Origin of the sequence: Pseudomonas fakonensis (assembly GCF_019139895.1) — a bacterium.
In the GTDB taxonomy this organism is placed as follows: domain Bacteria; phylum Pseudomonadota; class Gammaproteobacteria; order Pseudomonadales; family Pseudomonadaceae; genus Aquipseudomonas; species Aquipseudomonas fakonensis.
The window spans coordinates 1,778,652-1,803,062 of the sequence record NZ_CP077076.1 but is presented as its reverse complement, the minus strand read 5'-3'; the positions used below and the strand labels follow the sequence as shown (position 1 = coordinate 1,803,062).

Annotated in this window: 19 protein-coding genes; 7 read left to right on the top strand and 12 right to left on the bottom strand. The window is 63.2% G+C overall.

Features of this window, described 5'->3' with window-relative positions:
• Positions 1 to 141 precede the first annotated feature (141 nt).
• From gapS6a to KSS94_RS08160, 5 genes are all read left to right on the top strand, one after another.
• Entirely contained in the window at positions 142 to 489 is a 348-nt protein-coding gene (gene gapS6a / locus KSS94_RS08180) for a GapS6a family protein (protein ID WP_217842496.1), read from the top strand.
• 81 nt (positions 490 to 570) lie between these two features.
• Positions 571 to 3,381 carry a hypothetical protein gene (locus KSS94_RS08175; RefSeq protein ID WP_217842495.1) on the top strand — a complete coding sequence of 937 codons (2,811 nt, stop codon included), beginning with the start codon at positions 571 to 573 and terminating at the stop codon, positions 3,379 to 3,381.
• A gap of 219 nt (positions 3,382 to 3,600) precedes the next feature.
• Positions 3,601 to 4,839 (top strand): exonuclease SbcCD subunit D C-terminal domain-containing protein, encoded by a 1,239-nt coding sequence (locus tag KSS94_RS08170; RefSeq protein ID WP_217842494.1) that lies wholly within the window; start codon positions 3,601 to 3,603, stop codon positions 4,837 to 4,839.
• Positions 4,836 to 8,480 (top strand): AAA family ATPase, encoded by a 3,645-nt coding sequence (locus tag KSS94_RS08165; protein ID WP_217842493.1) that lies wholly within the window; start codon positions 4,836 to 4,838, stop codon positions 8,478 to 8,480. Before KSS94_RS08170 ends, KSS94_RS08165 begins: the two co-directional genes overlap by 4 nt.
• Positions 8,477 to 9,070 (top strand): glutathione S-transferase, encoded by a 594-nt coding sequence (locus tag KSS94_RS08160; protein ID WP_217842492.1) that lies wholly within the window; start codon positions 8,477 to 8,479, stop codon positions 9,068 to 9,070. Before KSS94_RS08165 ends, KSS94_RS08160 begins: the two co-directional genes overlap by 4 nt.
• Positions 9,071 to 9,244: 174 nt before the next feature.
• Here KSS94_RS08160 and KSS94_RS08155 read toward each other — a convergent pair whose 3' ends face one another.
• From KSS94_RS08155 to KSS94_RS08105, 11 genes are all read right to left on the bottom strand, one after another.
• Positions 9,245 to 9,421, bottom strand: coding sequence for a hypothetical protein (locus KSS94_RS08155; protein WP_217842491.1), 177 nt, complete (start codon positions 9,419 to 9,421; stop codon positions 9,245 to 9,247).
• 402 nt (positions 9,422 to 9,823) lie between these two features.
• Complete coding sequence (locus KSS94_RS08150; protein ID WP_217842490.1) at positions 9,824 to 10,951, bottom strand: lactonase family protein; 1,128 nt, start codon at positions 10,949 to 10,951, stop codon at positions 9,824 to 9,826.
• The gene (locus tag KSS94_RS08145) at positions 10,917 to 11,204 is read right to left on the bottom strand and encodes a DUF5629 family protein (protein WP_225935850.1); all 288 of its coding nucleotides are present in this window, start codon (positions 11,202 to 11,204) and stop codon (positions 10,917 to 10,919) included. Before KSS94_RS08145 ends, KSS94_RS08150 begins: the two co-directional genes overlap by 35 nt.
• Before the next feature lie 151 nt (positions 11,205 to 11,355).
• On the bottom strand, positions 11,356 to 13,749 hold the full coding sequence (locus KSS94_RS08140) for an efflux RND transporter permease subunit (RefSeq protein ID WP_217842489.1): 2,394 nt from the start codon (positions 13,747 to 13,749) through the stop codon (positions 11,356 to 11,358).
• The gene (locus KSS94_RS08135) at positions 13,746 to 14,762 is read right to left on the bottom strand and encodes a WD40/YVTN/BNR-like repeat-containing protein (protein WP_217842488.1); all 1,017 of its coding nucleotides are present in this window, start codon (positions 14,760 to 14,762) and stop codon (positions 13,746 to 13,748) included. The genes KSS94_RS08140 and KSS94_RS08135 overlap by 4 nt, the downstream gene beginning before the upstream one ends.
• A 238-nt stretch (positions 14,763 to 15,000) precedes the next feature.
• Positions 15,001 to 17,658, bottom strand: coding sequence for an aminopeptidase N (pepN, locus tag KSS94_RS08130; RefSeq protein ID WP_217842487.1), 2,658 nt, complete (start codon positions 17,656 to 17,658; stop codon positions 15,001 to 15,003).
• A gap of 12 nt (positions 17,659 to 17,670) precedes the next feature.
• Entirely contained in the window at positions 17,671 to 18,501 is an 831-nt protein-coding gene (locus tag KSS94_RS08125) for a DUF2797 domain-containing protein (RefSeq protein ID WP_217842486.1), read from the bottom strand.
• Entirely contained in the window at positions 18,498 to 18,758 is a 261-nt protein-coding gene (locus KSS94_RS08120; RefSeq protein ID WP_217842485.1) for a YeaC family protein, read from the bottom strand. The genes KSS94_RS08125 and KSS94_RS08120 overlap by 4 nt, the downstream gene beginning before the upstream one ends.
• A gap of 13 nt (positions 18,759 to 18,771) precedes the next feature.
• Positions 18,772 to 19,647 carry a rhomboid family intramembrane serine protease gene (locus KSS94_RS08115; protein ID WP_217842484.1) on the bottom strand — a complete coding sequence of 292 codons (876 nt, stop codon included), beginning with the start codon at positions 19,645 to 19,647 and terminating at the stop codon, positions 18,772 to 18,774.
• Entirely contained in the window at positions 19,644 to 20,615 is a 972-nt protein-coding gene (locus KSS94_RS08110; RefSeq protein ID WP_217842483.1) for a metallophosphoesterase, read from the bottom strand. The genes KSS94_RS08115 and KSS94_RS08110 overlap by 4 nt, the downstream gene beginning before the upstream one ends.
• Positions 20,615 to 21,505, bottom strand: a complete 891-nt coding sequence (locus KSS94_RS08105) for an NAD(+) kinase (RefSeq protein WP_217842482.1) — start codon at positions 21,503 to 21,505, stop codon at positions 20,615 to 20,617. The genes KSS94_RS08110 and KSS94_RS08105 overlap by 1 nt, the downstream gene beginning before the upstream one ends.
• Positions 21,506 to 21,549: 44 nt before the next feature.
• Between KSS94_RS08105 and KSS94_RS08100 the strand changes: the two genes are divergently transcribed.
• Positions 21,550 to 22,524 (top strand): DUF1853 family protein, encoded by a 975-nt coding sequence (locus KSS94_RS08100; protein WP_217842481.1) that lies wholly within the window; start codon positions 21,550 to 21,552, stop codon positions 22,522 to 22,524.
• A gap of 377 nt (positions 22,525 to 22,901) precedes the next feature.
• Positions 22,902 to 23,447 carry a cytochrome b gene (locus KSS94_RS08095; protein ID WP_217842480.1) on the top strand — a complete coding sequence of 182 codons (546 nt, stop codon included), beginning with the start codon at positions 22,902 to 22,904 and terminating at the stop codon, positions 23,445 to 23,447.
• Here the strand turns inward: KSS94_RS08095 and KSS94_RS08090 are convergent.
• Positions 23,438 to 24,331, bottom strand: a complete 894-nt coding sequence (locus KSS94_RS08090) for a 1-aminocyclopropane-1-carboxylate deaminase/D-cysteine desulfhydrase (RefSeq protein WP_217842479.1) — start codon at positions 24,329 to 24,331, stop codon at positions 23,438 to 23,440. The genes KSS94_RS08095 and KSS94_RS08090 overlap by 10 nt on opposite strands.
• Positions 24,332 to 24,411: the final 80 nt, after the last annotated feature.

Here is a 24,411-nt window from a genome sequence, read left to right as displayed (position 1 = left end):
GGAGTATCATTTCTGCGGCTGGCAGCCCCAAAGCACCCCACCTTGCAACGCACTACTTCCGTCTCAATCTGCCATGGACATCAACGCACAAACGTGAGATATCGCTGTACACACCAATCATAGACGCGACAAGGAAGCATTATGGACTTCATCACAACGGGCCTCATCGCCAGCAGCGTATACGACATACTCAAAGCAGGGCTAAAAGTCACAAGTGGCGAGTTGACTAAGCGCTTAACCCGGTGGTTAAAAGAGGACGTGATTACCCAAGCGCTTGTATCCGAAATCAACACCCTTGGCATCAACGACGACATGAGTGAAAAGGCAATTTCTGAACGCCTTAAGCAATCAAAAAATATTAGCGACATCCTCGATAAAATAAATAGCTCTCCAGCAATCACTCAATCAAAATTCAACGATATAACGCAAAATCACAGCGGCAACGGAGACAACATCGCCGGCAACATAATTACCATCAACCATAAATAACACGACCGTCCCCTTCCGATCGACCACCGGCTTGTAGCTAAACCTCAAGCGGAAGCAAACTACACTTCGATGACCACGAGCATGAATGACAATAAAACCAACATCACGCAAACGCATCACGGGACCGGCCACAATATTGTCGGCAATCATTTTTCCTACACCACCAATGAAAGCACACTCAATAGAGATATTTCATTGGCCATGCTCATTGGCGGCTGGAATGAATCAATTGAACATGACATCCAAATCATTGAATCCTTGACAGGCAGCCCGTACAGGGAGTGGATAAAACGAATCCAGGAGGCCCTAGAAAAACCTGACACCCCCATAAAGCATCACCTAGGCATTTGGGAGATTACAGAAAGGCGATCTTACTGGGACAGCATTTTAAGCCGCCTTTACAAGGAAGATTTAGAAAGATTCGAGTCCGCTGCAATCCAAGTATTCAGCAAACTAGACCCCGCGCTTCAACTGGCACCAGAAACCAGATACGCCTCCGCCGCCTATGGCATAATCCCCACTAATAGCCCTCTGCTAAGAAAGGGATTCGCCGAAACACTTGCACTACTGAGTACTTTTAGCAAAAGCGCGGTAAACGTTCCACACTATCTGTGTGCAACTCTTTCCTATCGCGTAGTCTCAAAAACGTTAACCCACGAAAACTGGGAGCATTTCGCCAGTGTCAGCGACATAATCAGCACACTTGCCGAAGCCGCTCCAGAAGCATTTCTGAAGCAAATCCAAAAATTACTGACTTCTTCAAAACCCATTCTTTCTGAACTATTCAAGCAAAGCCAGCTCGGCGGCACACATGCCACGCCCTATATCTATGGATTTATTTCCGCACTTGAGCGCCTGGCATGGTTTCCAGACCATTTAACTCACTCATTACTGGCACTGGGTGAATTACAGACACTGGATCAAGGCGGCAACCAGCGCTATAGCCCATTGAATTCCATCGTCAATATCCTTTCACCTGACAACCCCCGCACTACTGCAGACTTCGCCAGGCGAATGGTCGCACTAGAAGTTCTGGCCAATGAAACCCCTGAAGTGGCCTGGCCGGTGCTTCTTCAACTACTACCTCAACGGTGGAGCTCGCGCCCCGAAAATTCACGCCCACAATTTCTACCCGTCACCATAAAGCCCCATGATCGTTGCATAGACAAAATTTTGGAAGAGCAAGCTTCACTCAGCTCGCTTACCATTAAGATCGCCAGACTCGACAGCAGGCGCTCATTGGAGATTGCCAAAAATCTCGACACATTCCTCCGCCCCCCACACGATTTCAAATCAGCCATTGATTGCATCTCAAAAACTTCCGAAATCATTGACGAAGACGAAAAATACGAAATCTGGTCAACGCTAAGCAGTCTTGCCAAGAGCATAAAAACAAACCCTTACTTTCGAGACATTAGAGACACGCCCCCTGAAGCATACTTACAGAGTGCGATAACGAAAGTATCCTCAAAAAACCCAACCATTTTCTATAGAAAGCTATTTTCCAACAACCCGCTGGAAAACCTCGAACAATTCTCGAATTTCGAGGAGCAAGAACTAAAAATCAACAACCTTACTCATGCCGCGATCAAAGAAATCTATGGGACTGGGGACTTCAAACTAATTTCACAATTCGCCCTAAAGATAGACAACCCTGCTCTTGCCGGCCGGCATCTGGCAGCGTTGGTCAAAACCGAGCACGCTGATGACTTGAAAGAGCTGATTACACACCCCCATGAGAAGATGCAACAATTTATCTCGAGCTATATCAAAACACGTAACTACAAAACCACAATGGAGTTCTTAAAACCACTCAACCTACCCACCTGGAACCTACGAGCGCTCGTTAAATTATTCACCACACTTCCTCTTTGCCCCGCCACCTGGCAGGCGGTCGAGCTGTTATCAAACCCTGAACTCACTTCTAAATACTGGCAAACCGTCGATATAAAATGGCCAGGCTATATCGAATACACCGGACCAGCACCTCTATATACTGCCATTGACAAATTTTTGAACCATAATCGCCCAACAGCAGCGCTGCACTGCATCCTTCACTTACTATTTCGGGAAAAAACCATAACAACCCAAGCAATTATTGCCGTTCTCAAAAGCTTCCTTACCACTCAAATTGCAGTACCCCCCTATCATGACGACATTATAAAACTGATAGATATCTTACGCACCGACAAAAAGACCAACCCTGACGAGCTGCACGCAATTGAGTTTGCGTACTGTCAGATTTTGCAGCACGGAAAGTCCGACCTTAGTCTACACTGGGAAATTTCTAAAAACGCCACTCTTTTTCACGACTTGATCTGCTCTGCCTATCCAAGCGATGAAGACTCACTCACTCAAGAGGAGGCGACCTGGGCGGACATATGCCGCAAGCAAGCCCTTACTATTTTTGGCTTTTGGAAAATAATACCTGGCCACACCACGACCTTTGACGCAGGGGCTTTCGAGGCTTGGACAAGCCAAGCAATTGCTCTCTCCGACGCCTCCGGCCACAGCGAAATAGCTTTGAAACTAATAGCCCAACTATTAGTGCACTCACCGCAGGACAGTAGCGACTTATGGATCAATCGCTCCATTGCAGATTTTCTCAACCAAAAAAACATGGAAATCCTGAGATCCCATTATGTTACCGCAACATTAGATAGCCGAGGCGTACACATTATAGAACCGAACGCAGCCGCAGAAATTCGGTTAGCCGAAAAATATAAAGAACGTGCAGAACAATGCGACGCACTCGGTCTTTTTCGATTCGCCTCATCACTCAGAGAAGTCAGCAACTATTATAGCGACTTTGCAACCACCCTTATTCGAGGCGACACCAAGCTATTTGACACTACAATCAATGAACGTCACCACCCGCAGTCGGATGACTAACCCATTGAAACCCGCCGCTTCCAGGTTACTGCCCCCTTAACAGGACTTCGATCTCTCTGCCTGCCAATCAAGATACCTGCGACTCGCGGCCCCCTTCAAAAAGCAAGATAGCCCAGTTAGCACTCGAGCGTCATGCCTACTTGAGTTATCCTCAACGCCATTTATGAGCAGCTCAAAGCCGAGCCTTTGTTCGCCTGAACCTATTCTTACAGGTCACCCATGCGTCTGTTTCACACCTCCGACTGGCACCTGGGCCAGAGCCTGCACGGCCAGGAACGCGACTTCGAACACGCCTGCTTCATCGACTGGCTGCTTGGCCAGCTGCGCCTGCGCCAACCCGATGCACTGTTGATCGCCGGCGACATCTTCGACACCGTCAACCCGCCGGTCAAAGCCCAGGAGCGCCTGTACGACTTCATCGTCCAGGCCCACGAGCAACAGCCCAAGCTGGATATCGTGATGATCGCCGGCAACCACGACTCCGGCTCGCGCATCGAGCTGCCGGCACCGTTGATGCGGCGCCTGCGCACCCATGCCCTGGGCCGCGTGCACTGGCTCGACGAGGGCCAGCTGGACGCCGAGCGGCTGCTGATCCCACTGAGCAACGCCCGCGGCAAGGTCGAGGCCTGGTGCCTGGCCCTGCCCTTCCTGCGCCCGGCCGAAGTCACCGGGCCCGCGCTGGGGGACAACTACCTGCAGGGTATTACCCAGGTGCACCAGCAATTGATCGACGCGGCGCTGAAAAAGCGCAAGAAGGACCAGGCGCTGGTGGCCATCAGCCACGCCCACATGGCCGGCGGCAGCATCAGCGAGGACTCCGAACGCAGCCTGATCATCGGCAACGCCGAAGCCCTGCCGGCGCGGCTGTTCGACAAGGCCATCGGCTATGTCGCCCTGGGCCACCTGCACAAACCGCAGAAGGTCAACCGCGAGGAACGCATCCGCTACAGCGGCGCGCCGATCCCGCTGTCGTTCGCCGAAATCAACTACCCGCACCAGGTGCTGGAGGTGGAGCTGCAGGGCAGCCAGTTGGTCAGCGTCGAGCCGCGCCTGGTGCCGCGTGCGGTGGCGTTGCGCCGGGTCGGCCCGGCGCCGCTGGCCGAGCTGCTGGAGCAACTGGCCGAGCTGCCGGTGATCGACCTGCTCGAAGACCCCAACCGCCAGCCCTGGCTGGAGGTGCGGGTATTGCTGGACGAGCCGCAGCCCGACCTGCGCCAGCAGATCGAAACCGCCCTGCAGGGCAAGGCCGTGCGCCTGGTGCGCATCAGCGCCGAATACGCTGGCAGCCGCCGCGAAGAGGATGACCAGCAGGCCTTCGTCGAGCTGTCCCAGATGACCCCGCAGGACCTGTTCGGCCGCGCCTGGGAGCAGGCCTACGGCAGCGCCGTCGACGAACAGGCCCTGGCCGATTTCGCCGAGCTGCTGCAGGACGTGCTGCAGGAAGAGGAACAGCCATGAAAATTCTCGCCATCCGCCTGAAGAACCTGGCATCCCTGGCCGGCCCCATCGATATCGACTTCACCGCTGAGCCCCTGGCCAGCGCCGGCCTGTTCGCCATCACCGGGCCTACAGGTGCCGGCAAGAGCACCCTGCTCGACGCCCTGTGCCTGGCGCTGTTCGGCAACGTGCCGCGGCTCAACGACATCGCCCGGGAAGCCAAGGTGCCCGACGCCGACGGTGAAATCCCCACCTCCGACCCGCGCAACCTGCTGCGCCGGGGCACCGGCAGCGGCTTTGCCGAAGTGGACTTCGTCGGCATCGACGGGCGCCGCTACCGCGCCCGCTGGGAGGCCAACCGCGCCCGCGAAAAAGCCAACGGCAAGCTGCAGCACAGCCGCCAGAGCTTCTACGACCTGGACGCCGAGCAACTGCTGGCCAGCGGCAAGAACGACTACAAGCAACTGGTCGAGGCGCGCCTGGGGCTGAACTTCGAACAGTTCACCCGCGCGGTGATGCTGGCACAGAGCGAGTTCGGCGCGTTTCTCAAGGCCGACGACAAAGAACGCAGCGAGCTTTTGGAAAAGCTCACCAACACCGCCATCTACACCCGCCTCGGCCAGCGCGCCTTCAGCAAGGCCCGGGAAACCGGCGAGGCGCACAACGACCTGAAGAAACAGGCCGAGCACCTGCTGCCCCTGGCCGACGAAGCCCGCGCCGAGCTGGACCAGCAGCTGGAGCAGGCGCAGCAGCAGTTCAAGGCCGACCAGGCGCGCCAGCGCCAGTTGGAGCAGCAGCGTGCCTGGCTGAACGAGCAACGCCAGTTGCAGGCCCAGCACGGCGAAGCCAGCCAGACGCTACAAGCCGCCGAGCAGCAGTGGCAGCAACTGGGCGAGCAGCGTGTCGACCTGCAACGCCTGGAGCGCCTGGCGCCGCAGCGCCACCAGTTCCATCGCCAGCAGCAATTGGCTGCACAACTGGCGCCGCTGCTCGATGAGATCACCCAGCAGCAAACTCAGCAGAACGCCCTGCAAACCAGCACCGCCGAACAGGAGCAGACGCTGGGCACGGCGCGTGAGCAACTGGCCGACAGCCAACGCCAGCACAGCGAAAACGCCCCGCACCTGCGCCAGGCGTTCGCCGCCCAGGGCGACCTGGCGCGGCTGGATAACGAGCAGGCAGAACTGCGCGAAGCCTGCCTGCAGGCCGAACAGCAGGTCAGCGAGGGCCAGCAGCAGTTGCAGCAGCTGCAAGACAACCAGCAACGCAGCCTGCAACAACTTGCCCAGATCGACAGCGCCCTGGCCGAAAGCAGCCACCTGGCCAGCCTGGCCGATGCCTGGCAGGCCTACCTGCCACAGCTCAAGCAAGTGATGCTGATTGGCGGACGCCTGGCCAAGGGCCGCGAAGAGCTGCCCGGGCTGCAAGCCCAGGCCAGCCAGGCCACTGCCCAGTTGCAGGGGCAACGCGACAGCTTCGAGTTGCTGTTCCGCGAAGCCGGCGCCGAACCTGGCGCCCTGGCCGAGCAGATCGACCTGCTGGGCGGCATGCTGCAGGACAACCGCAAGCAGCAGCGCGCGGTCGAGGAGCTGGCACGCCTGCACGGCCGCGAACTGGAACTGCGCCAAGGCCTCGACAGCCTGCGCGAGCGCCAGCAACAAGCCATGCAGCAGCGCCAGCAACTGATCACTGAAGGCACTGCGGCCAAAGCCGAACTGGAAGCCGCCGAGCAGGCCCTGACCCTCACCCGCCAGTTGCTCGAACGCCAGCGCCTGGCGCGCAACACCAGCGTCGAGGAACTGCGCGCACAACTGCGCGATGGCGAACCCTGTCCGGTGTGCGGCAGCGCCGAACACCCGTTCCACCAGCCCGAAGCGCTGCTGCACAGCCTAGGCCGGCATGACCAGGCCGAAGAAGACGCCGCGCAAAAACAGGTGGAGCAGCTCAACACCACCCTGGTGGAACTGCGCACCCAACTGGGCGTGGTCAATGCCCAGCTCAAGGACTACCAGCAGCAACAGGCCCAGCTGGGCGAGCAGTTGCAGGCGCAGACCGCGCAGGTGCAGGCCCACACCCTGTGGCCGGCCCTCGCCCCGCAGGATGACCAGGCCCGCAGCCGTTGGCTCGACGGCCAGCTACGGCGCCTGGGCGAAGAGATCGAGCGCGACGAGAAGCGCCAGGCCGCCCTGCTCGGCTTGCAAAAGGACGCCGCACGCCTGACCCAGCAGTTGCAGGCTGCCAGCGACGCCCAGCAGCAGGCCCAGCGCCACCTCGACCAGCAGCATCAAGCACTGGCGGCTGACCAGCAGCAACTGGAGCAAGGCCTGAGCGACCTGGCCAGTGTGCTGCCCGGGGAGATCCTCCAGGCCTTGCGCGACGACCCGGCTCACGCCTTCCTCGGCCTTGACCAGCAGATCGCCCAGCGCCGCCAGCAGTTGGACCAGCGCCAGGATGAGCAGCAAGAGCAGCAAGCCCGCCAGGTGCAGCTGGACAAGCTGCGCGACCAGCAGCAGGCGCGCCAGCAAAGCCTGCAGCAGGTACAGCACAAGCTCGCCGCGCTGGACGCACAGCGCCAGCAAGTAGCTGCCAGCCTCGCCGAACTGCTCGGCGAGCAGGCCAGCGCCGAAGCCTGGCAACAGCATATGGACACCCAGCTGGAACAGGCCCGCCAGCGCGAGGCCGACACGGCGCAGCAACTGCAGGCGCTGCATACCCAGGGCGTGCAACTGGCCGGCGAGCTGAAAGCCAACCACCAGCGCCAGCAGGCACTGGAGCAGGAACACCAACAGCTGCACGGCACTATCGCCCAGTGGCGCGCGGCGCACCCCGAGCTGGATGACAGCGGCCTCGATCGCCTGCTGGCCATCGACGACGCCCAGGTAGGCGAGCTGCGCCAGCAGTTGCAGCACGCTGAAAAAGCCGTCGAGCAAGGCCGGGTACTGTTGCAGGAGCGTGAACAGCGCCTGCAACAGCACAGCGCCCAGGCCCACGGCGAGCTGCCCACCGAAGAACTGGAGCAAAACCTCGAAACCCTGGCGCAGCAACTGGCCGCCCAGGAGCACCAGTGCGCCGAGCTGCGCGCCCGCCAGGCCGAAGACCAGCGCCGCCAGCAAGCCAGTCAGGCCCTGGCCGAGCAGATCGACCAGGCCTACCGTCAATGGCAGCGCTGGGCGCGGTTGAACGCATTGATCGGCTCGGCCTCAGGCGATGTGTTCCGCAAGATCGCCCAGGGCTACAACCTCGACCTGCTGCTGCACCACGCCAACAGCCAACTGCGCCAACTGGCCAGGCGCTACCGCCTAAAGCGCGGCGGCAGTGCCCTCGGCCTGCTGGTGCTGGATACCGAGATGGGCGACGAAATGCGCTCGGTGCATTCGCTGTCCGGCGGCGAGACCTTCCTGGTATCGCTGGCCCTGGCCCTGGGCCTGGCGTCGATGGCGTCCAGCACCTTGCGCATCGAGTCGCTGTTCATCGACGAGGGCTTCGGCAGCCTCGACCCCGAATCGCTGCAACTGGCCATGGACGCCCTCGACGGCCTGCAGGCCCAAGGCCGCAAGGTGGCGGTGATCTCCCACGTGCAGGAAATGCACGAGCGTATCCCGGTGCAGATCCAGGTGCGCCGCCAGGGCAATGGCCTGAGCGACGTTGAGGTGTGCGGGTGATTCTCTACTCGTTCCGCCGCTGCCCGTGGGCCATGCGTGCGCGCCTGGCGCTGCGCTATGCCGGCTGCGCGGTGCAGGTGGTGGAAGTGCAGATGAAGCAAAAGCCCGCCGAGTTGCTGGCACTGTCGCCCAAGGGCACGGTGCCGGTGCTCGACACCGGTGACGGGGTGCTGGAGGAAAGCCTGGACATCATGCGCTGGGCCCTGGCCCGCCACGACCCGCAGGACTGGCGCTTGCTGGCCGACCCGGCTGCGGCCAAGCAGGCCGAGGCGCTGATCGTACACAACGACAGCACCTTCAAAGCGCAGGTGAACCTGTACAAGTACGCCGAGCGCTACCCCGAGCATTCGCGGGAGTATTACCGCAGTCAGGCCGAAGCCTGGTTGGCGCAGTTGGAGGGCCTGCTCGAAGGCAGGCGCTACCTGCTGGCCGACCACCCGAGCCTGGCCGATGCCGCCTTGCTGCCCTTGATGCGCCAGTTTGCCGGGGTCGAACCTCAATGGTTCGCCGAGGCGGCTTATCCGCGGTTGCGGAGCTGGCTGGAAGGCTGGCTGGAATCGGCCTTGTTCAAGGCGGTGATGGCCAAGTGATCAGCCCTGTGGGGCCGAAGCAGGTTGAAATCAGATCGCCAGAATCGGCGCGGACATCAGCAACAGCACTACCGCCGTGATACGCCACATCATGCTCTGCCCCTTCGGAGAGTCAAAAATACAGCGTCAAATTAAAACATATGGCGTTGTGCTATTACCAATCCCTTTACGCTTTCAGTGCGAGTGCTTGCTCAATGCTGCGTGAAAGTGCGCGCTTTGTTGCAGGTACTTTTCGGTGTAGCTGTGGGTGGTGGGTAGCTTGCCAGCCTGGTCAGCCTGGGCATGGGCCGGCAGTACGACGGAGGCGGAAATGGCGGAAGCGGCGATGACCGGGAACAGGTTGAAATTCATGATGGCGGACCTCGGTGTCGGTGGTTGACGTTGGCCCGTCGGGGCCTTGGGTCAAAACTTACGCCGATGCGGCCGCTGGCTGAAATTCATTGCAGCAGTAGCGGATATCACCCAGATCGATAGTGGCGCTCACCGCCCCTGTAGGAGCCGGCTTGCCGGCGATCACCGGCAAGCCGGGTCTCATGGAACAAACTACAACTCATTGATTTAACACGATCTCTGTGGGAAGCGGCCTTGTGTCGCGATGGGCTGCGCAGCAGCCCCGGCAATGTTGCATGAAGCCGAGGCCTTGGGGCCGCTTCGCGCCCCATCGCGACACAAGGCCGCTTCCCACAGGAGCGCGGTGCATCTGCGAGACTTGCTCTCTGCGCGACAGGGCAGCCCGTAGGGCTGGGTGATCTCCTACAGAAACTTGAGGTCCGACGGCGCCGGCTGGTCGAAGGTCTGCACCACCTCACCGAGGGTGCCCTTGCGCGGGTCGCGCTTGAACACCACGATCCGGTCACTTTTCTGGTTGGCCACCAGCAGGAAGTTACCCGTCGGGTCCAGGGCAAACTCGCGGGGGTGGTCGCCTTCCACCGGGCGGCGCTGCAGCAAGGTGAGCTGGCCGTCGTTCTTGCCCACCGCGTAGACCACGATCTGATTGGCAGTGCCGCGATTGCTGACATAGAGGAAGCGGCCATCGGCTGACAGGTGCAGGCCGCCGCCGGCCTTGGCGGCAGCGTCCTTGCTGTCGGTCAGCGGCAGGCGCTGACGCTCGCTCAGGGCGCCGTCCTGCACATCGAACACCACCACTTCGGCGCTCATTTCCAGGGTGAGGTAGGCATGCCGGCCCTTGGCGTCGAACAGCAGGTGGCGCGGGCCGCTGCCGGGCGGCAGCGTTACCGAAGCGGGAATGGCCGGGCTCAACGGGTGTTCGGGGCTGGCGCCGTCGTAGCGGTAAATGAACACCTTGTCCGCCCCCAGGTCGCAGGCATACAGGTGTTGGCCGTCCGGCGAGAGCACCAGCGAATGCACATGGGCACCGGCCTGGCGCTCCGGGTTGACCTTGCTCGGCGCGTGCCGCGCCTGCTGCACCACCGGCTTGAGCTTGCCGTCCTTCATCACCGGGATCACCACCAGGCTGCCGCCGGGGTTTGGGGCGACGGCGTAGTTGGCGACGAACAGGTAACGCTGGTCGTGGCTGAGGCTGGCGTGGGTGGGCTCATCGCCCTGGCTCGGCACCTGGTTCAGCGGGGTGATCTGGCCCTTGGCATCCACGGCAAAGCTGCTGACATGGCCCTGGGGTGTTTCGTTGACTGCGAACAGCTGGCGCTGGTCGGCCGACAGCACCAGCCACGACGGGCTGACGCTCTTGACCACCTGTTGCGGCGTGCTGGCGATATGGCCGCTGCGGGTGTCGAAGTCGTAGCGGTAGATACCCTGGCTGGCACCATCGGTATAGCTGCCCACCAGCAGCACGGCGGCGTGGGCATCGAGTGCGAGGGTCATCAGGCTAGCGGTCAGCAGGCTCGTCCATTTGCGGTTCATCGTCTTCTTCGTCCGGGGCGCGGAAAGCACTCATACAGACTAGACGATGCTCGCCTTCGGCAGAGGCCAGCTGCCAGTCATCGCCGGCACCGGTGGCGGCGGCAACTTGCTCGGGGGTGAACGCCCAGCGGCGCAACTGGCGGCCGTCCATGCACTCGATGGTGAGGCCGGTGTCGTCGAAGGTGAAGTCAAAGGCGTGCAGGCCGTCGATCAGGAGCATGTCGCAGGCGGCTAGGGCGGTGGCGAGGGTCATGGGTTTGTCCGAAAAAAGGGTCGGGCATTATAACCAATGGGGCTGCTTTGCAGCCCATCACGACACAAGGCCGCTCGCACAGGTAACCGCAATTCCCTGTGGGAGCGGCCTTGTGTCGCGATGGGCCGCAAAGCGGCCCCCTTTCACGGCCTCAGTGGGCGAAGATCGACCCGCCCTGCTTGCCCACCATCTTTTCCGGCTTGATCAGGAAGCGCGCCAGTGCCGGCAGCAGCCACAGCGCGCCGAACATGTTCCACAGCAGCATGAAGGTCAGCATCAGGCCCATGTCGGCCTGGAACTTGATGGCCGAGAAGATCCAGGTGCACACGCCGATGGCCAGGCACAGGCCGGTGAACAGCACTGCCTTGCCGGTGGAGCGCAGGGTCTCGTAGTAGGCCTCCTGCAGCGGCAGGCCGGCACGCAGGAAGCTTTCCAGGCGGCTGTAGATGTAGATGCCGTAGTCCACGCCAATGCCCACGCCCAGCGCGACCACTGGCAGTGTGGCCACTTTCACGCCGATGCCCATGAACGCCATCAGCGCGTTGCCCAGCACCGAGGTGAGCACCAGCGGCAGCACGATGCACAGGGTGGCGGCAAAGGAGCGGAAGGTGATCATGCACATCACTGCCACGCACAGGTAGACGAGGATCAAGATGGTCAGCTCGGCCGACTTGATCACCTCGTTGGTGGCCGCCTCGATGCCGGCGTTACCGGCCGCCAGCAGGAACTGCAGGCCGTCCCTGTTGTGGCTGTCGGCAAAGGCCTTGGCCGCAGCGGTTACCCGCTCCAGGGTTTCGGCCTTGTGGTCGTTGAGGAACACCAGCACCGGTGCCAGCGAGCAATCGGCGTTGTACAGGCCGTCAGCCCGGGCGATGGAGTTGTTGAGGATGTCCGGGTTGCGCGACAGCGTCTCCCACTTCAGGCTGCCCTCGTTCATGCCCTTGATGACCTGCTTGGAGACGGTCACCAGCGAGATGGTCGACTGCACCCCGGGGGTGTTGTCCATGGCCCACATCAGCTCGTCGATCGGCGCCATGGTGCCGTGCACCGAGCACTGCTCGGCCGGGGTCTTGACCATGATCACCAGCACGTCGGAACTGGTGGAATAGTTGCTGATGATGAAGCTGTTGTCCTGGTTGTAGCGCGAGTCCGGGCGCAGCTCCGGGGCGCCCTGGTCGAGGTCGCCGATCTTCAGGTTCTGGCTGTACCACAGGCCGCCGGCGAAGGCCACCAGGGCCAGGGCGATGGACACCGGCGCCACCTTGGGGCTGGCGAAGTTGGCCAGCAGGCGCCAGAACGGGTGCTCGCAGGTGGCGTCCTTCTTGCTGCGGGCGATGGCCTTCTGGCTGATGCCCACGTAGCTGATGGCCACCGGCAGCAGGATCAGGTTGGTGAACACGATCACCGCCACGCCGATGGAGGCGCCGATGGCCAGCTCGCGAATCACCCCGATGTCGATGATCAGCAAGGTGATGAAGCCCACGGCATCGGCCAGGATGGCGATCATCCCCGGCAGGAACAGCTGGCGGAAGGTGCGCCGGGCGGCGGTCAGGGCGTTGTCGGCGTCACTGGACTGCAGGGCGATGCCGTTGATCTTCTGCACGCCGTGGGAGATGCCGATGGCGAAGATCAAAAACGGCACCAGCATCGAGTACGGGTCCAGGCCAAAGCCCACGGCATGCATCAGGCCCAACTGCCAGACCACCGCCACCAGGGTGGTGATCAGCACGGCGATGGTGCTGCGGATGCACCAGGTGAACCAGTACAGCAGCGCCCAGGTGATCACCAGCGCCACGCCGAAGAACATCGCCACCATCACCAGGCCGTCGATCAGGTCGCCGACCTTCTTGGCGAAGCCGACGATGTGGATCTTCACGTCGGGGTTCTGCGCCTGGAACTTGTCGCGGATCTTCTCTTCCAGCTGGTGGGAGAACTGCTGGTAGTCGAGCTTGACCTGACGCCCCGGGTCTTGAGGGTCGGGGTAGCTTTCCTGCAGCGGGATGTCGACGATGCTGGACTTGAAGTTGTTGGCCACCAGGCGCCCCACCTGGCCAGACTTGAGCACGTTGTCACGCAGGGTGTCGAGGCTGTCCTGCGAGCCGTTGTAGGTGTTGGGGATCACCTCGCCGCCGGAAAAGCCCTCTTCGGTGACCTCGCTCCAGCGCACGCTGGGGCTCCACAGCGACTTGAGGCCGGCCCGGTCGACGCCGGGAATGTAGAACACCTCGTCGTGGATTTGACGCAGGGTCTCCATGTAGTCCTTGTCGAAGATGTCACCCTTGGTCGATTCCACCGAAATGCGCACGGTGTTGCCCAGGTTGGCCAGGTCGTTGCGGTGCTCCATCATCTGCTCGATGAACGGGTGCTGCAGCGGGATCATCTTTTCGAAGCTGGTGGAGGGGCGGATCTGCGTGGCCTGCCAGAACAGGAAAATGCTCACCAGCACGCAGATGGCGATGACCACCGGGCGGTTGTTGAAGATCAGCCGTTCCAGCAGGGTGGCCTTGTCCTTGTGCTGCATGTCGAAGCTCTCCCGGCTGGTCATGGGCGTGCCTCCTCTGCGCCGTTGGCGGTGGCCAGGTGTACGCCGCCCTGCCCCACCAGCAGCAGGCCGCCACCGGCCAGGCCGCTGACGCCCGCCAGGGCGATACGGTCGCTGCGGTTGTGCACGCTGAAGCTCTGCCCGTCATCGGTGCTGCGCAGTACGCTGCCGCCGTTGCCCACCAGCACCAGGCTGCCATCTTCGAGAAGCGTAGCGCTTGCCAGGCCGAATTCGAGGGGGCCACGTTCGGCCTTGAGCGCGATGGTTTGCCAGGTGTCGCCGAAATCGGTGCTGCGCAACAGGTTGCCGCGCAGGCCGTAGGCCAGCAGGGTGCGTGGCTGGGCGGTGCCGATCACGCCGAACAGCGAGCCCTCGTAGGGGCCCTGGACCTTGCTCCAGGTCTGGCCGTCGTCGCTGGAGCGGAACATGCCGCCCTGCTCGCCGACGATGAACAGGCCGGCGTCCTTCACCTGGGTGATGGCGTTGAGGTGCAACTGGTCGGGGTTGTCCAGGCGCTCGGCGACGTCCAGCCAGTGCTGGCCGCCGTCGCTGGTTTCGAGCAGTGCGCCGTAGGCGCCCACGGCGAAACCGCGCTGGGCATCGAGCATGCGCACGTCAAGCAACGGCGCTTCGCGCTCGAGGTCTTCGAACTGCTTGCTCCAGGTGGCGCCGCCATCGCTGCTGGCGAGAATCTGCGCGTCGTGGCCGACCGCCCAGCCGCGCTTGTCGTCGAGGAAGAACACCGCAGTGAGCAGTTGCCGGGTGGGCACCCGGGCCTGGGTCCAGGTCTTGCCCTGGTCGTCGGAGAACAGGATGTGGCCGCGGTCACCGACCACCACCAGGCGCTTGCCGGCATGGGTGGCGCCGATCAGCAGGCTCTGCGCGGCCTTGGCCGACTCCACCGAGTACTGCTCGGCGGCCACCGCCGCTTCCACATCGCTGGCGCCGATACCCAGCACCAGCGCCAGCATCGCGCCGGTCGCCAGCCTGCGGCGTGGCTTGAACCGCTCTCTCATGACTGCCCCCTGTTGTGTTCTTGTCGCGGGTCAATCTATTGCCAGGTGCTGTGAAAACCCTGTTCCAGAGCCCTGGAATAGCTTTTGGCCATGCTAGCGGGATTGTCCGACAGAAAACAACGAGCGGGACGTTATGTTTTGTTAACCGCCCAAAAGCATCGCGGGGCAAGCCCGCTCCCACGCCAATCATCGACAGGCGTGGGAGCGGGCTTGCCCCGCGATTGGCGTCGGAACAGGCTTACGCCAGGCTCTTGCTCACCACTTCATACACATCGCTGGACAGCGCACCGGACGCGCGAATGCGCTCCAGCTCGCCCTTCATCAGCACCTGGCGCGCGTCGTCGTACTTGCGCCAGCGGGTCAGCGGCGCCAGTTGGCGCGAGGCGATCTGCGGGTTGAGTGCGTTGAGCTCGATCACCAGGTCCGCCAGGAAGCGGTAGCCCGAACCGTCGGCGGCGTGGAAGTTGACCAGGTTCTGCCCGGCAAAAGCGCCAACCAGCGCACGCACCTTGTTCGGGTTCTTCAGGGTGAACGCCGGGTGCTGCATCAGCGCCTTGACCCGCGCCAGAGCGCCCGGCAGCGCGCTTGCCGCCTGCACGCTGAACCACTGGTCCATGACCAGCGGGTTGTCCTTGAAGTGCTCGGCAAAGGCTTCTAGGGCCTTGGCGCGCTCGGCCTCGAACGGCGAGTTGACCAGCACCGCCAGGGCGGTGAGGCGTTCGGTCATGTTGTCGCAATGCTCGAACTGCTCCAGGGTCGCCTCCAGTACCTGCGGCTTGCCCGACAGCATCAGGTACGACAGCGCGATGTTCTGCAGGCTGCGGCGGGCGAAGTGCTCGGCAGAGGCCACATACGCCGTGTTGCGCGACACCTCGCGGTTGGCCTGGTAACGGGCCCACAGGGCGTCGAACAGCTGCCCGGCGATTTGCTTGCGGGCAAACTCGCGGGCGGCGTGGATGGCATCCACATCGGCCACCTGGCTGATTTCGGTGAGGTAAGCCTCACCTGGCAGCGAGAGCATTTCGGCGACCATGGCCGGGTCCAGCGCCGCATTGCCCAGCACGGTGCCCAGGGCGGTGATCAGGCGCTGGTCGAGGGCGAGTGCTTCGCCGCGCTGGTGCTGGCCGATCAGTTCCTGCAGTACCTGCACCGCCAACTGCTGCCCCGCTTCCCAGCGGTTGAAGCCGTCGCTGTCGTGTTGCATGAGGAACATCAACTGATCGCGGTCGTACGGGAAGCTCAGCTTGACCGGCGCGCTGAAGCCGCGCAGCAACGACGGCAGCGGCTTGGCCTGGATGCCTTCGAAGGTGAAAGTCTGCTCGGCTTCGGTCACCGACAGTACGCGGCTGGTGCCGCTGGCGGCGCTTTCGCCGGCCAGTTGCAGCGCCAGGTCGTTGCCCTCGGCGTCCAGCAGGCCCAGCGCCACCGGGATCACGAACGGCAACTTGGCTTGCTTGTCCGGGGTCTGCGGGCAGCTCTGGCGGAAGGTCAGGCTGTAACGCTGGGCAGCGGCGTCATACTGCTCGCTGACCTCCAGGCGCGGGGTACCGGCCTGGCTGTACCAACGCTTGAACTGGGTAAGGTCGACGCCGTTGGCGTCTTCCATGGCCTTGATGAAATCGTCGGTGGTCACCGCCTGGCCATCGTGGCGTTCGAAGTACAGGTCGCTGCCTTTACGGAAGCCTTCTGCCCCCAGCAGGGTGTGGACCATGCCCACCACTTCGGCGCCCTTCTCGTACACGGTCAGGGTGTAGAAGTTGGAAATCTCGATGAAGCTGTCCGGGCGTACCGGGTGGGCCATGGGGCCGGCGTCTTCGGCGAACTGGTGGGTACGCAGGTAGGCGACGTCCTCGATGCGCTTGACCGTGCGCGAGTTCATGTCGGCGCTGAACTCGGCATCGCGGTACACTGTGAAGCCCTCTTTGAGCGACAGCTGGAACCAGTCGCGGCAGGTGACGCGGTTGCCCGACCAGTTGTGGAAGTACTCGTGGGCGACCACACCCTCGACCCGCTGGTGGGCGGCATCGGTGGCGGTTTCGGCGCGGGCCAGCACGCAGCTTGAGTTGAAGATGTTCAGGCCCTTGTTTTCCATGGCGCCCATGTTGAAGTCGTTGACCGCGACAATCATGAAGATGTCCAGGTCGTACTCGCGGCCATAGACCTCTTCGTCCCAGCGCATGGACTTCTTCAGGCTGACCATGGCGTGGTCGCACTTGTCGAGGTTTTCCGGCTCGACATAGATACGCAGGGTCACATCGCGGCCTGACTGGCGAACGAAGGTGTCTTCCTTGCACCACAGGTCACCGGCTACCAGGGCGAACAGGTAGGCCGGCTTCTTGAACGGGTCTTCCCAGGTGGCCCAGTGGCGGCCGTCCTCTGCAGGGCCGCTGCCGACCGGGTTACCGTTGGAAAGCAATACCGGGTAGCGGTGCTGCTCGGCGATCACCGTGGTGGTGAACACGCTCATCACATCCGGGCGGTCGAGGTAGTAGGTGATCTTGCGAAAACCCTCGGCCTCGCACTGGGTACAGAACATCTTGCCCGACTTGTACAGGCCTTCCAGCGCGGTGTTGCTCTCGGGGTGAATCTTCACGCTGGTGTCGAGGGTGAAGCGCTCGGCTTGCGGCTGCACGGTCAGGGTGCTGTCGTCGAACTGGTAGTCGCCGGCGGCCAGCGCCTGGTCGTCCAGTTGCACGCTCAGCAGCTCCAGTTGCTGGCCGTCGAGCACCAGCGGCGGCAAGCCGGCGCCGCGCTCGGGGTTGCGGCGCATGACCAGTTGCGCATGGACCAGGCTGTGGTCCTCGAACAGCTCGAAGGTCAGGTGCGTCTCGTCGATCAGGTACTCGGGGGCCTGATAGTCCTTGAGGTAGATCACTTGCGGTTGTTCGGTACGCATGGTGACGATCCTTTACTGGAGCACGGCCAACTGGTAGGCCGTGTACTTGCGAATGTTGATCACGCCGGTGTCGAAAATCAGGTACTGGCCCTTGATACCCAGCAGCGTGCCCTCCACCACCGGGTTCTTGTCCAGGTTGAAGCTTGCGATCTTTTGCGGGTAAGCCTGAACCGGGTAGTTCATCTGCACCACTTCGGCGTCCGGCAGCGGCTGCATGGCCTGCAGCCCGAAGCGCTCCTGCAAACCGCGAATGCCGTCGGCGCAGGCGTCGAAGATCTGCTCACGGATGGCCGGCAGGTCCAGCACTTCGGCGTCGCCCTTGAGCAGCGCGCGCCAGTTGGTGCGGTCTGGCACCTGGCTGCGCAGCACGTCTTCGAGCAGGCCCGATTGCTGGCGGGTAGCCACGCGCATGATCGGCAGCGCCTGGCTCGCGCCCTGGTCGAGCCAGCGGGTGGGCAACTGGGTGGCGCGGGTGATGCCGACCTTGATGCCCGAGGAGTTGGCCAGGTACACCACGTGGTCGGTCATGCAGAACTGCTCGCCCCACGACGGCTCGCGGCAGGTGCCGGCGTCGTAGTGGCATTTTTCCGGGGCCATGATGCACACGTCGCACTGGGCCAGCTTGGTCATGCACGGGTAGCAGTAACCCTGGCTGAAGCTGGTCTTGGTGCGTTTGCCGCAGTGGGTGCAGTGGATGGCGCCGAGGTATTCCAGGCGGATCGACTGGCCGATCAGCGGGTTCACCGGCACCTGGGTGTCGTCCAGGCGAAAACTGTACTGCACGACCGGTGCTTCCAGACGCACCGCCATCTTGCTCAAAGAGCCACGAGCGAGTTCGATCAATGTACCGAGTCCGACTTGAACAGGATGTTGGCGATTGGCGCCGACTTGGAGGCGCACTCCTGCGGGCCCATGTAGCCGGTGCGCTGCTCTTCGGGAAGGTTTTGCATCTCCCAGGCGATCACCGCCTGCAGCGACAGCTCTTTCTGCTCGGTGGTGAGCTTGCGGCCATCGGACCATTTGCCGATTTCCACGGCCGTTTTCAGGCTTTCGTAGATTTCCGGGGTGATGTTTTCGATCATTTGCGCGAATGTGGACATGCTGTCTCCTCAGTCAGGCGGCTAGTTTACGCCGGGCGACCATTCCACCCAATAGGCCAGTCAGGCATCCGATGAGCAGGCCACCCACGTGGGCGGCGTTGGCGATTTCGCCAAAGCCCAGCTTGCCGACCACACCGCTCAGGCACACCAGCAGCCAGATCAGCATCATCCCCAGCACGCCGCGGGGCAGGCTGAACTGCGGGCTGGGCGCCAGCTTGTGGTACAGCCATACATGCCCGAGCAAGCCGTACAGCACCCCCGACAGCCCACCGAACAGGCCCGGGCCGCTGGTAAAGTGCTGGGCCAGGTTGGACACCAGGCTGAACAGCAGGGTCAGTGCCAGCAGCATCAGCGGGCCCTGGCGCGACTCGATGCGCCGGCCCAGCTCCCAGTACCACATGCCGTTCATGGCCAGGTGCAGCACACCGAAGTGCAGCAGCATCGGCGACACCAGGCGCCACCACTGGCCCTCGGCCAGGCTTTGGGCAAAGCCTGTGAAATACAGGTACTCGCCCTGCACCTGGAACGGCAGGAAGCTGAACCAGGCGATGGTCGCGAGGTTGTCGCCCAGGTTGGTGATACCGGCCACCAGCAGGCACAGGAACAGGGTGAAGGTGGTGACCTTGGCCGCGCGGGCCTGGTCTTTCAGTGAGGGCCGCGCGGGCGCCAGCGCCGGCAAGCCGGTGTCGGCAAGCTGCAGGTCGGCATTGCCGTCGGGGTAGCGCTGGTAGAGTTCATGCACATCGGCGGCAATCGCCTGCGGCGCCCACAGCACTTGCTCCTCGCCCTCCTCTACCACCCGGTGCGGCACCTGCAGGCGGCGCAGCAAGGCGACGAAGCCGGCCAGGTCGACGGCCAGCGGCAGGCGCAGCACCTCGACCGCTTTCATTGGCTGGCCTGCGGGCGTTCGACGTCGACCCAGACGAACTTGTGCGGGTCGATGCAGGTTTCGTCATCCAGGCGGTAGGCGGCCAGCTTGCCGTACAGCACGGCGCTGTAGTCCAGGCACGCCAGGTTGTCGCGGATCGGCGCCGGGCGGCCGCTGCGCCAGTAGTGGCCGACGAACAGCAGCGGCTCGTCCGCCCCGTAGCGCAGCAGGGCATTCTTCTGGCTGTGGCTGAGCGGCGCGCGGGCCACTTCGTCGGGCAGCGCGTCGGGCTGGAAGACGATGTCGCCGTAGGTCTGCGGGTCTTCTTCCCAGAACTTGGTGCGGAAGAACGCCCGGGTCAGGCCGTCGCCACCGGTGAGCGTAAGGCCGTCGGGCAGGCGCATGTCGGTGCCGCGCAGCAGACGGTTGCACACCGTGGCGGCGAAGCTGCCGCTGACCGCCGAGGCCTGGACGAAATGCTCGTCGATGCAGCCGTTGGGGTACTGCTGGCGCAGCGGGGCGATCAGTTGCGGGTCCCAGCAGGCGTGCACCAGACGGAAGCGCCCGGCATCGACGAACAACGGCAGCTCGTAGAACCAATTGATGAAATCGTGCCAGTCGCCGGGGTGCTGGGCGAACTGGGTGAGGGTTTCATCGATCAGCCGGGCATGGCGCGGGGTGTGCTCGCGCACATGGGCCTTGCCGCTGCCGGGCAACCCCGGGGTGACCCAGCCGAGGGCGTTGTACTCGTGGTTGCCCATGATGCAGAAGGCCTGGCCGGCCTCGACCATGTCGTGGACGATGTGCAGCGCCTCGCGAATGCGCGGGCCGCGGTCGACGATGTCGCCGAGAAACAGCGCCTGGCGCCGCGGGTGGCGCCACACCCCGCCGATACGCTTGTAACCGAGCGCATCGAGCAGGCGTTCGAGGGTGTGCGCGCAGCCATGCACGTCACCGATGATGTCGAAACTGCGCGCCGGATCGAGCATCAGTCGTCCCTGCCCCCCAGGCGGCTGCCCCAGCCGAGCTTGGTGCGGCAGACCTCGTAGTAATTGTGATCCAGCGGGTGGATCAGGCGCAGTTTTTGCGGCTTCTTGCTCACCGTGATGGTATCGCCGGGGGCGCAGGTGAAGTGGTTTTGGCCGTCACACGAGACCTGCGGGTAGATCTGCAGGTCGTTGGCCACCACGATTTTCAGCTCGCTGTTGCCGTCCACCACGATTGGCCGGCCCGACAGGGTGTGCGGGTACATCGGCACGATGACGATGGCGTCGAGCTTGGGGTGCATGATCGGGCCGCCGGCCGACAGCGCGTAGGCCGTGGAGCCGGTGGGGGTGGCGACGATCAGGCCGTCGGCCTTCTGGCTGCAGACGAACTGGCCGTCGATATGGATTTCGAATTCGATCATCCGCGTCGACTTGCCCGGGTGCAGTACCACGTCGTTGAGCGCATCGCCCTGGCCGATGGCCTCGTGGTGGCGGCGCACCTCGGCTTGCAGCAGGAAGCGGTTCTCTACCAGGTAGTGGCCGTCGAGCACTTCGGCGACTTTTTCTTCCAGCTCGTCGGGGCGAATGTCGGTGAGAAAGCCCAGGTTGCCGCGGTTGATGCCCAGCACCGGGATGTTGTGGCGGGCCAGGGCGCGGGCGGCGCCCAGCAGGCTGCCGTCGCCACCTACCACGATCACCAGGTCGCAGACCTCGCCCAAAAGCTTGCGGGTGGAGGTTTGCAGGCCGTGGCCGGGCAGTACTTCGGCGATGGTGTCCTCGAGGATCACGTGCAGGTGGCGCTCGAGGAGGAATTTTTTCAGTCGGCGAATGGTGTCGAGCACCTGGGAGCTGCCAAGGCGTCCGATGATACCGATATTGCGAAATTGCTCCATGGTGCTCCTGCGAGGCTCTGCGGCGGGGTGACAATAGCGGGATTATGGGCGAAACGACCGGCCAGCGGCAAACCGGCTATGCTCGCTGGATGACGCCTTTCGCCCACCTCGAGCCCCTGCCCCGCCACCTGCGCCACCCTGCGGTGCGCGACCTGGCCTGGGTGCTGCTGTCAGCGCCGCTGCTGGGCGATGCCCCGTGCCGCCAGCGCCACCCGCTGGCCGGCAGCAGCTGGGCCGATGAACCTGAGCGCCTGGCCGCCTGGCTGCACGCCCTGGACCGTGACCCTGCGCCCTTGCTGGCCTGGCTCACGCGCCTGACCAGCCGGCGCCTGGGCCTGTATTACGAACACCTGTGGCAGTTTGCCCTGCAGCAGGCCCCGGGCATCGAACTGCTGGCGGCCAACCTGGCGATCCGCGAAGGCGGGCGCACCCTGGGCGAGCTGGACATTCTGTTGCGTGACCACGAAGGCGACCATCACCTGGAACTGGCGATCAAGTTGTACCTGGGCCCCCAGGCAGGTGATAGCCAGGACCCTGCCCAGTGGCTGGGCCCCGGCTGCCACGATCGGCTGGGCCTGAAGCTTGCGCACCTGGCCGGGCACCAGTTGCCGATCTCGGCGCAGCCGCACAGCCGCGAAGCCTTGCACGGGTTGGGTGTGGCGCAGGTTCAAGCCCACCTGTGGCTGGGTGGCTACCTGTTCTACCCCTGGCCGGGCCATGCCGAACCACCGGTCGGCGCCCACCCACGGCACCTGCGCGGGCGTTGGCTGCACCGGCGCGACTGGCCGCTGGGCATCGGGCGCTGGCAGCCGCTGGCCAGGCACAGCTGGCTGGCGCCGGCGCGGGTCGAGGCAGGCAGTTGCTGGGCGCCGGGGCAGTTCGAGCACTGGCTGAAAGGGCTCGACGAGGTGGCGCCGGCGCAGTTGCTGGTGCGCCTTGAAGAGGATCACGACGGCGCCTGGCAGGAGGCCGAGCGGGTGTTTCTGGTGGCCGACAGCTGGCCGAATCTGGGCGGGTGAGCCAGCTTGGCAGGGCTGGCCCTATCGCCGGCAAGCCGGCTCCTATGGAACAAATTACAACTCATTGATTTAACAAGGTCCCTGTGGGAAGCGGCCTTGTGTCGCGATGGGCTGCGCAGCAGCCCCAGCAATTTTGCATGAGGCTAAGACCTTGGGGCTGCTTCGCGCCCCATCGCGACACAAGGCCGCTCCCACAGGGGCGTGGCGCATCTGCCAGACGAGTTCTCTGCGCGACAGCGCAGCCCGCAAGGGCTGAGTGATCTCCTACAGGGGCTGTGCACTTGCCCCGGAACAACGCAATTTTTACAGCCAACCATTACGATGATCGCCAGGCGCCAGCAAGAGCGCCCCTACCGACCTGATGACGAGGATCCACCATGGTTTCATCCACTCCTGCGGGCCACTACGCGCGGTCGTCGATCGTGCTGCACTGGCTGATGCTGGTGCTGCTGGCGGCGGTCTACGCCTGCATCGAACTGCGCGGCCTGTTTCCCAAGGGCAGCGCCGAGCGTGACCTGATGAAAGACCTGCACTTCATGCTTGGCCTGAGCGTGTTCGTGCTGGTGTGGCTGCGCCTGGCCATGCGCCTGTCGCGCCCGACCCCGCCGATCATCCCCAAGCCCCCGGCCTGGCAGACGGGCCTGTCGCACCTGGTGCACCTGCTGCTGTACCTGATGATGATCGGCCTGCCCCTGGCCGGCTGGGCGATCCTCAGCGCCGCCGACAAGCCCATCCCGTTCTACGGCCTGGAGCTGCCGGCCATCACCGCCCCCGACCCGGACCTGGCCAAATTCATCAAGGGCTGGCACGAGCGCATCGGCAGCTGGGGCTATTGGCTGATCGGCCTGCATGCGGTGGCCGGGCTTTACCACCACTATGTGCGCCGCGATAACACCCTGCTGCGCATGCTGCCCTACAAATAACCGCGCCGCCCCTGCAGGCCGCCGGTATGCACGAACACCAGGCGGCTGCCGGGGCCGAAACGCCCGGCCTGCACTTGTTCGCGCAGCGCCAGCAGGGCCTTGCCGGTGTACAGCGCCTCCAGCGGCATACCGGCCTCGCGCTCGCTTTGCGCGATGAACGCCAGCAGTTCGTCGTCGATGCGGGCAAAGCCGCCACGGCTGGCGTCGTGCAGTTCATAACCCTGAGTGCCAACCAACCCTGCAACCGTTTCCGCCACCCCATGGCCTGCCGGCAACGCTAAAGCGCCATGCACCGGGTGCCGACCCGCCTCTGCCAGCACCAGGCCGGCCAGCGTCGTGCCGGTACCGGCGGCCAGCCACCAGGCGTGGTAATCATCCCAACCCACACTGGCCAGTTGAGCCTGGCATTGCTCGACGATCAGTGCGCAGCCCTGGGCGCCCGGCATGCCGCCACCGCCTTCGGGGATGCAGTGCCAACCGGGGTACAGGGCCTGCCAGGGTTGCCAGAATTCGGGCCGGTAGCGCTCGCGGTAACCGCCATAGCCCAGCCAGTGCAGGGTCATGCCCAGGGCGCGCAGGTCGCGCACGGTGGGGGTGTCCTGCGCATGGCCGCGCAGCAGGCCGGCGGTGGCGAAGCCAAAGCGTTTGCCAGCGGCGGCCAAGGCGTGCAAGTGGTTGGAGTGGTTGCCGCCCAGACTGATCAGGCCCGGGGCGGACGCTTGCCGAGCCTCGATGAGGTGGTGGCGCAGCTTGAACCATTTGTTGCCGCTGATCAGCGGGTCGATCAGGTCCAGGCGCAGGGCTGCTAGCTCGACCCCGGCAGGTTGAAGCCACGGCAGGTCGAGGCGTTGCAGGGGGGCTTGGGGGAGTGAGAAATCAGGCATGGCGCGAGTGTATCAGTTGCCGGGGCGGGCCCTATCGCCGGCAAGCCGGCGCATACAGGGTTGCGCAAACCTGTAGGGGC

What these genes read in the sequence shown, in the direction of transcription:
- gapS6a (WP_217842496.1), top strand. Translation starts at nt 142, where the DNA reads ATGGACTTCATCACAACGGGCCTCATCGCCAGCAGCGTATACGACATA.
- KSS94_RS08175 (WP_217842495.1), top strand. Translation starts at nt 571, where the DNA reads ATGAATGACAATAAAACCAACATCACGCAAACGCATCACGGGACCGGC.
- KSS94_RS08170 (WP_217842494.1), top strand. Translation starts at nt 3,601, where the DNA reads ATGCGTCTGTTTCACACCTCCGACTGGCACCTGGGCCAGAGCCTGCAC.
- KSS94_RS08165 (WP_217842493.1), top strand. Translation starts at nt 4,836, where the DNA reads ATGAAAATTCTCGCCATCCGCCTGAAGAACCTGGCATCCCTGGCCGGC.
- KSS94_RS08155 (WP_217842491.1), bottom strand. Translation starts at nt 9,421, where the DNA reads ATGAATTTCAACCTGTTCCCGGTCATCGCCGCTTCCGCCATTTCCGCC.
- KSS94_RS08150 (WP_217842490.1), bottom strand. Translation starts at nt 10,951, where the DNA reads ATGAACCGCAAATGGACGAGCCTGCTGACCGCTAGCCTGATGACCCTC.
- KSS94_RS08145 (WP_225935850.1), bottom strand. Translation starts at nt 11,204, where the DNA reads ATGACCCTCGCCACCGCCCTAGCCGCCTGCGACATGCTCCTGATCGAC.
- KSS94_RS08140 (WP_217842489.1), bottom strand. Translation starts at nt 13,749, where the DNA reads ATGACCAGCCGGGAGAGCTTCGACATGCAGCACAAGGACAAGGCCACC.
- KSS94_RS08135 (WP_217842488.1), bottom strand. Translation starts at nt 14,762, where the DNA reads ATGAGAGAGCGGTTCAAGCCACGCCGCAGGCTGGCGACCGGCGCGATG.
- pepN (WP_217842487.1), bottom strand. Translation starts at nt 17,658, where the DNA reads ATGCGTACCGAACAACCGCAAGTGATCTACCTCAAGGACTATCAGGCC.
- KSS94_RS08120 (WP_217842485.1), bottom strand. Translation starts at nt 18,758, where the DNA reads ATGTCCACATTCGCGCAAATGATCGAAAACATCACCCCGGAAATCTAC.
- KSS94_RS08115 (WP_217842484.1), bottom strand. Translation starts at nt 19,647, where the DNA reads ATGAAAGCGGTCGAGGTGCTGCGCCTGCCGCTGGCCGTCGACCTGGCC.
- KSS94_RS08110 (WP_217842483.1), bottom strand. Translation starts at nt 20,615, where the DNA reads ATGCTCGATCCGGCGCGCAGTTTCGACATCATCGGTGACGTGCATGGC.
- KSS94_RS08105 (WP_217842482.1), bottom strand. Translation starts at nt 21,505, where the DNA reads ATGGAGCAATTTCGCAATATCGGTATCATCGGACGCCTTGGCAGCTCC.
- KSS94_RS08100 (WP_217842481.1), top strand. Translation starts at nt 21,550, where the DNA reads ATGGGCGAAACGACCGGCCAGCGGCAAACCGGCTATGCTCGCTGGATG.
- KSS94_RS08095 (WP_217842480.1), top strand. Translation starts at nt 22,902, where the DNA reads ATGGTTTCATCCACTCCTGCGGGCCACTACGCGCGGTCGTCGATCGTG.
- KSS94_RS08090 (WP_217842479.1), bottom strand. Translation starts at nt 24,331, where the DNA reads ATGCCTGATTTCTCACTCCCCCAAGCCCCCCTGCAACGCCTCGACCTG.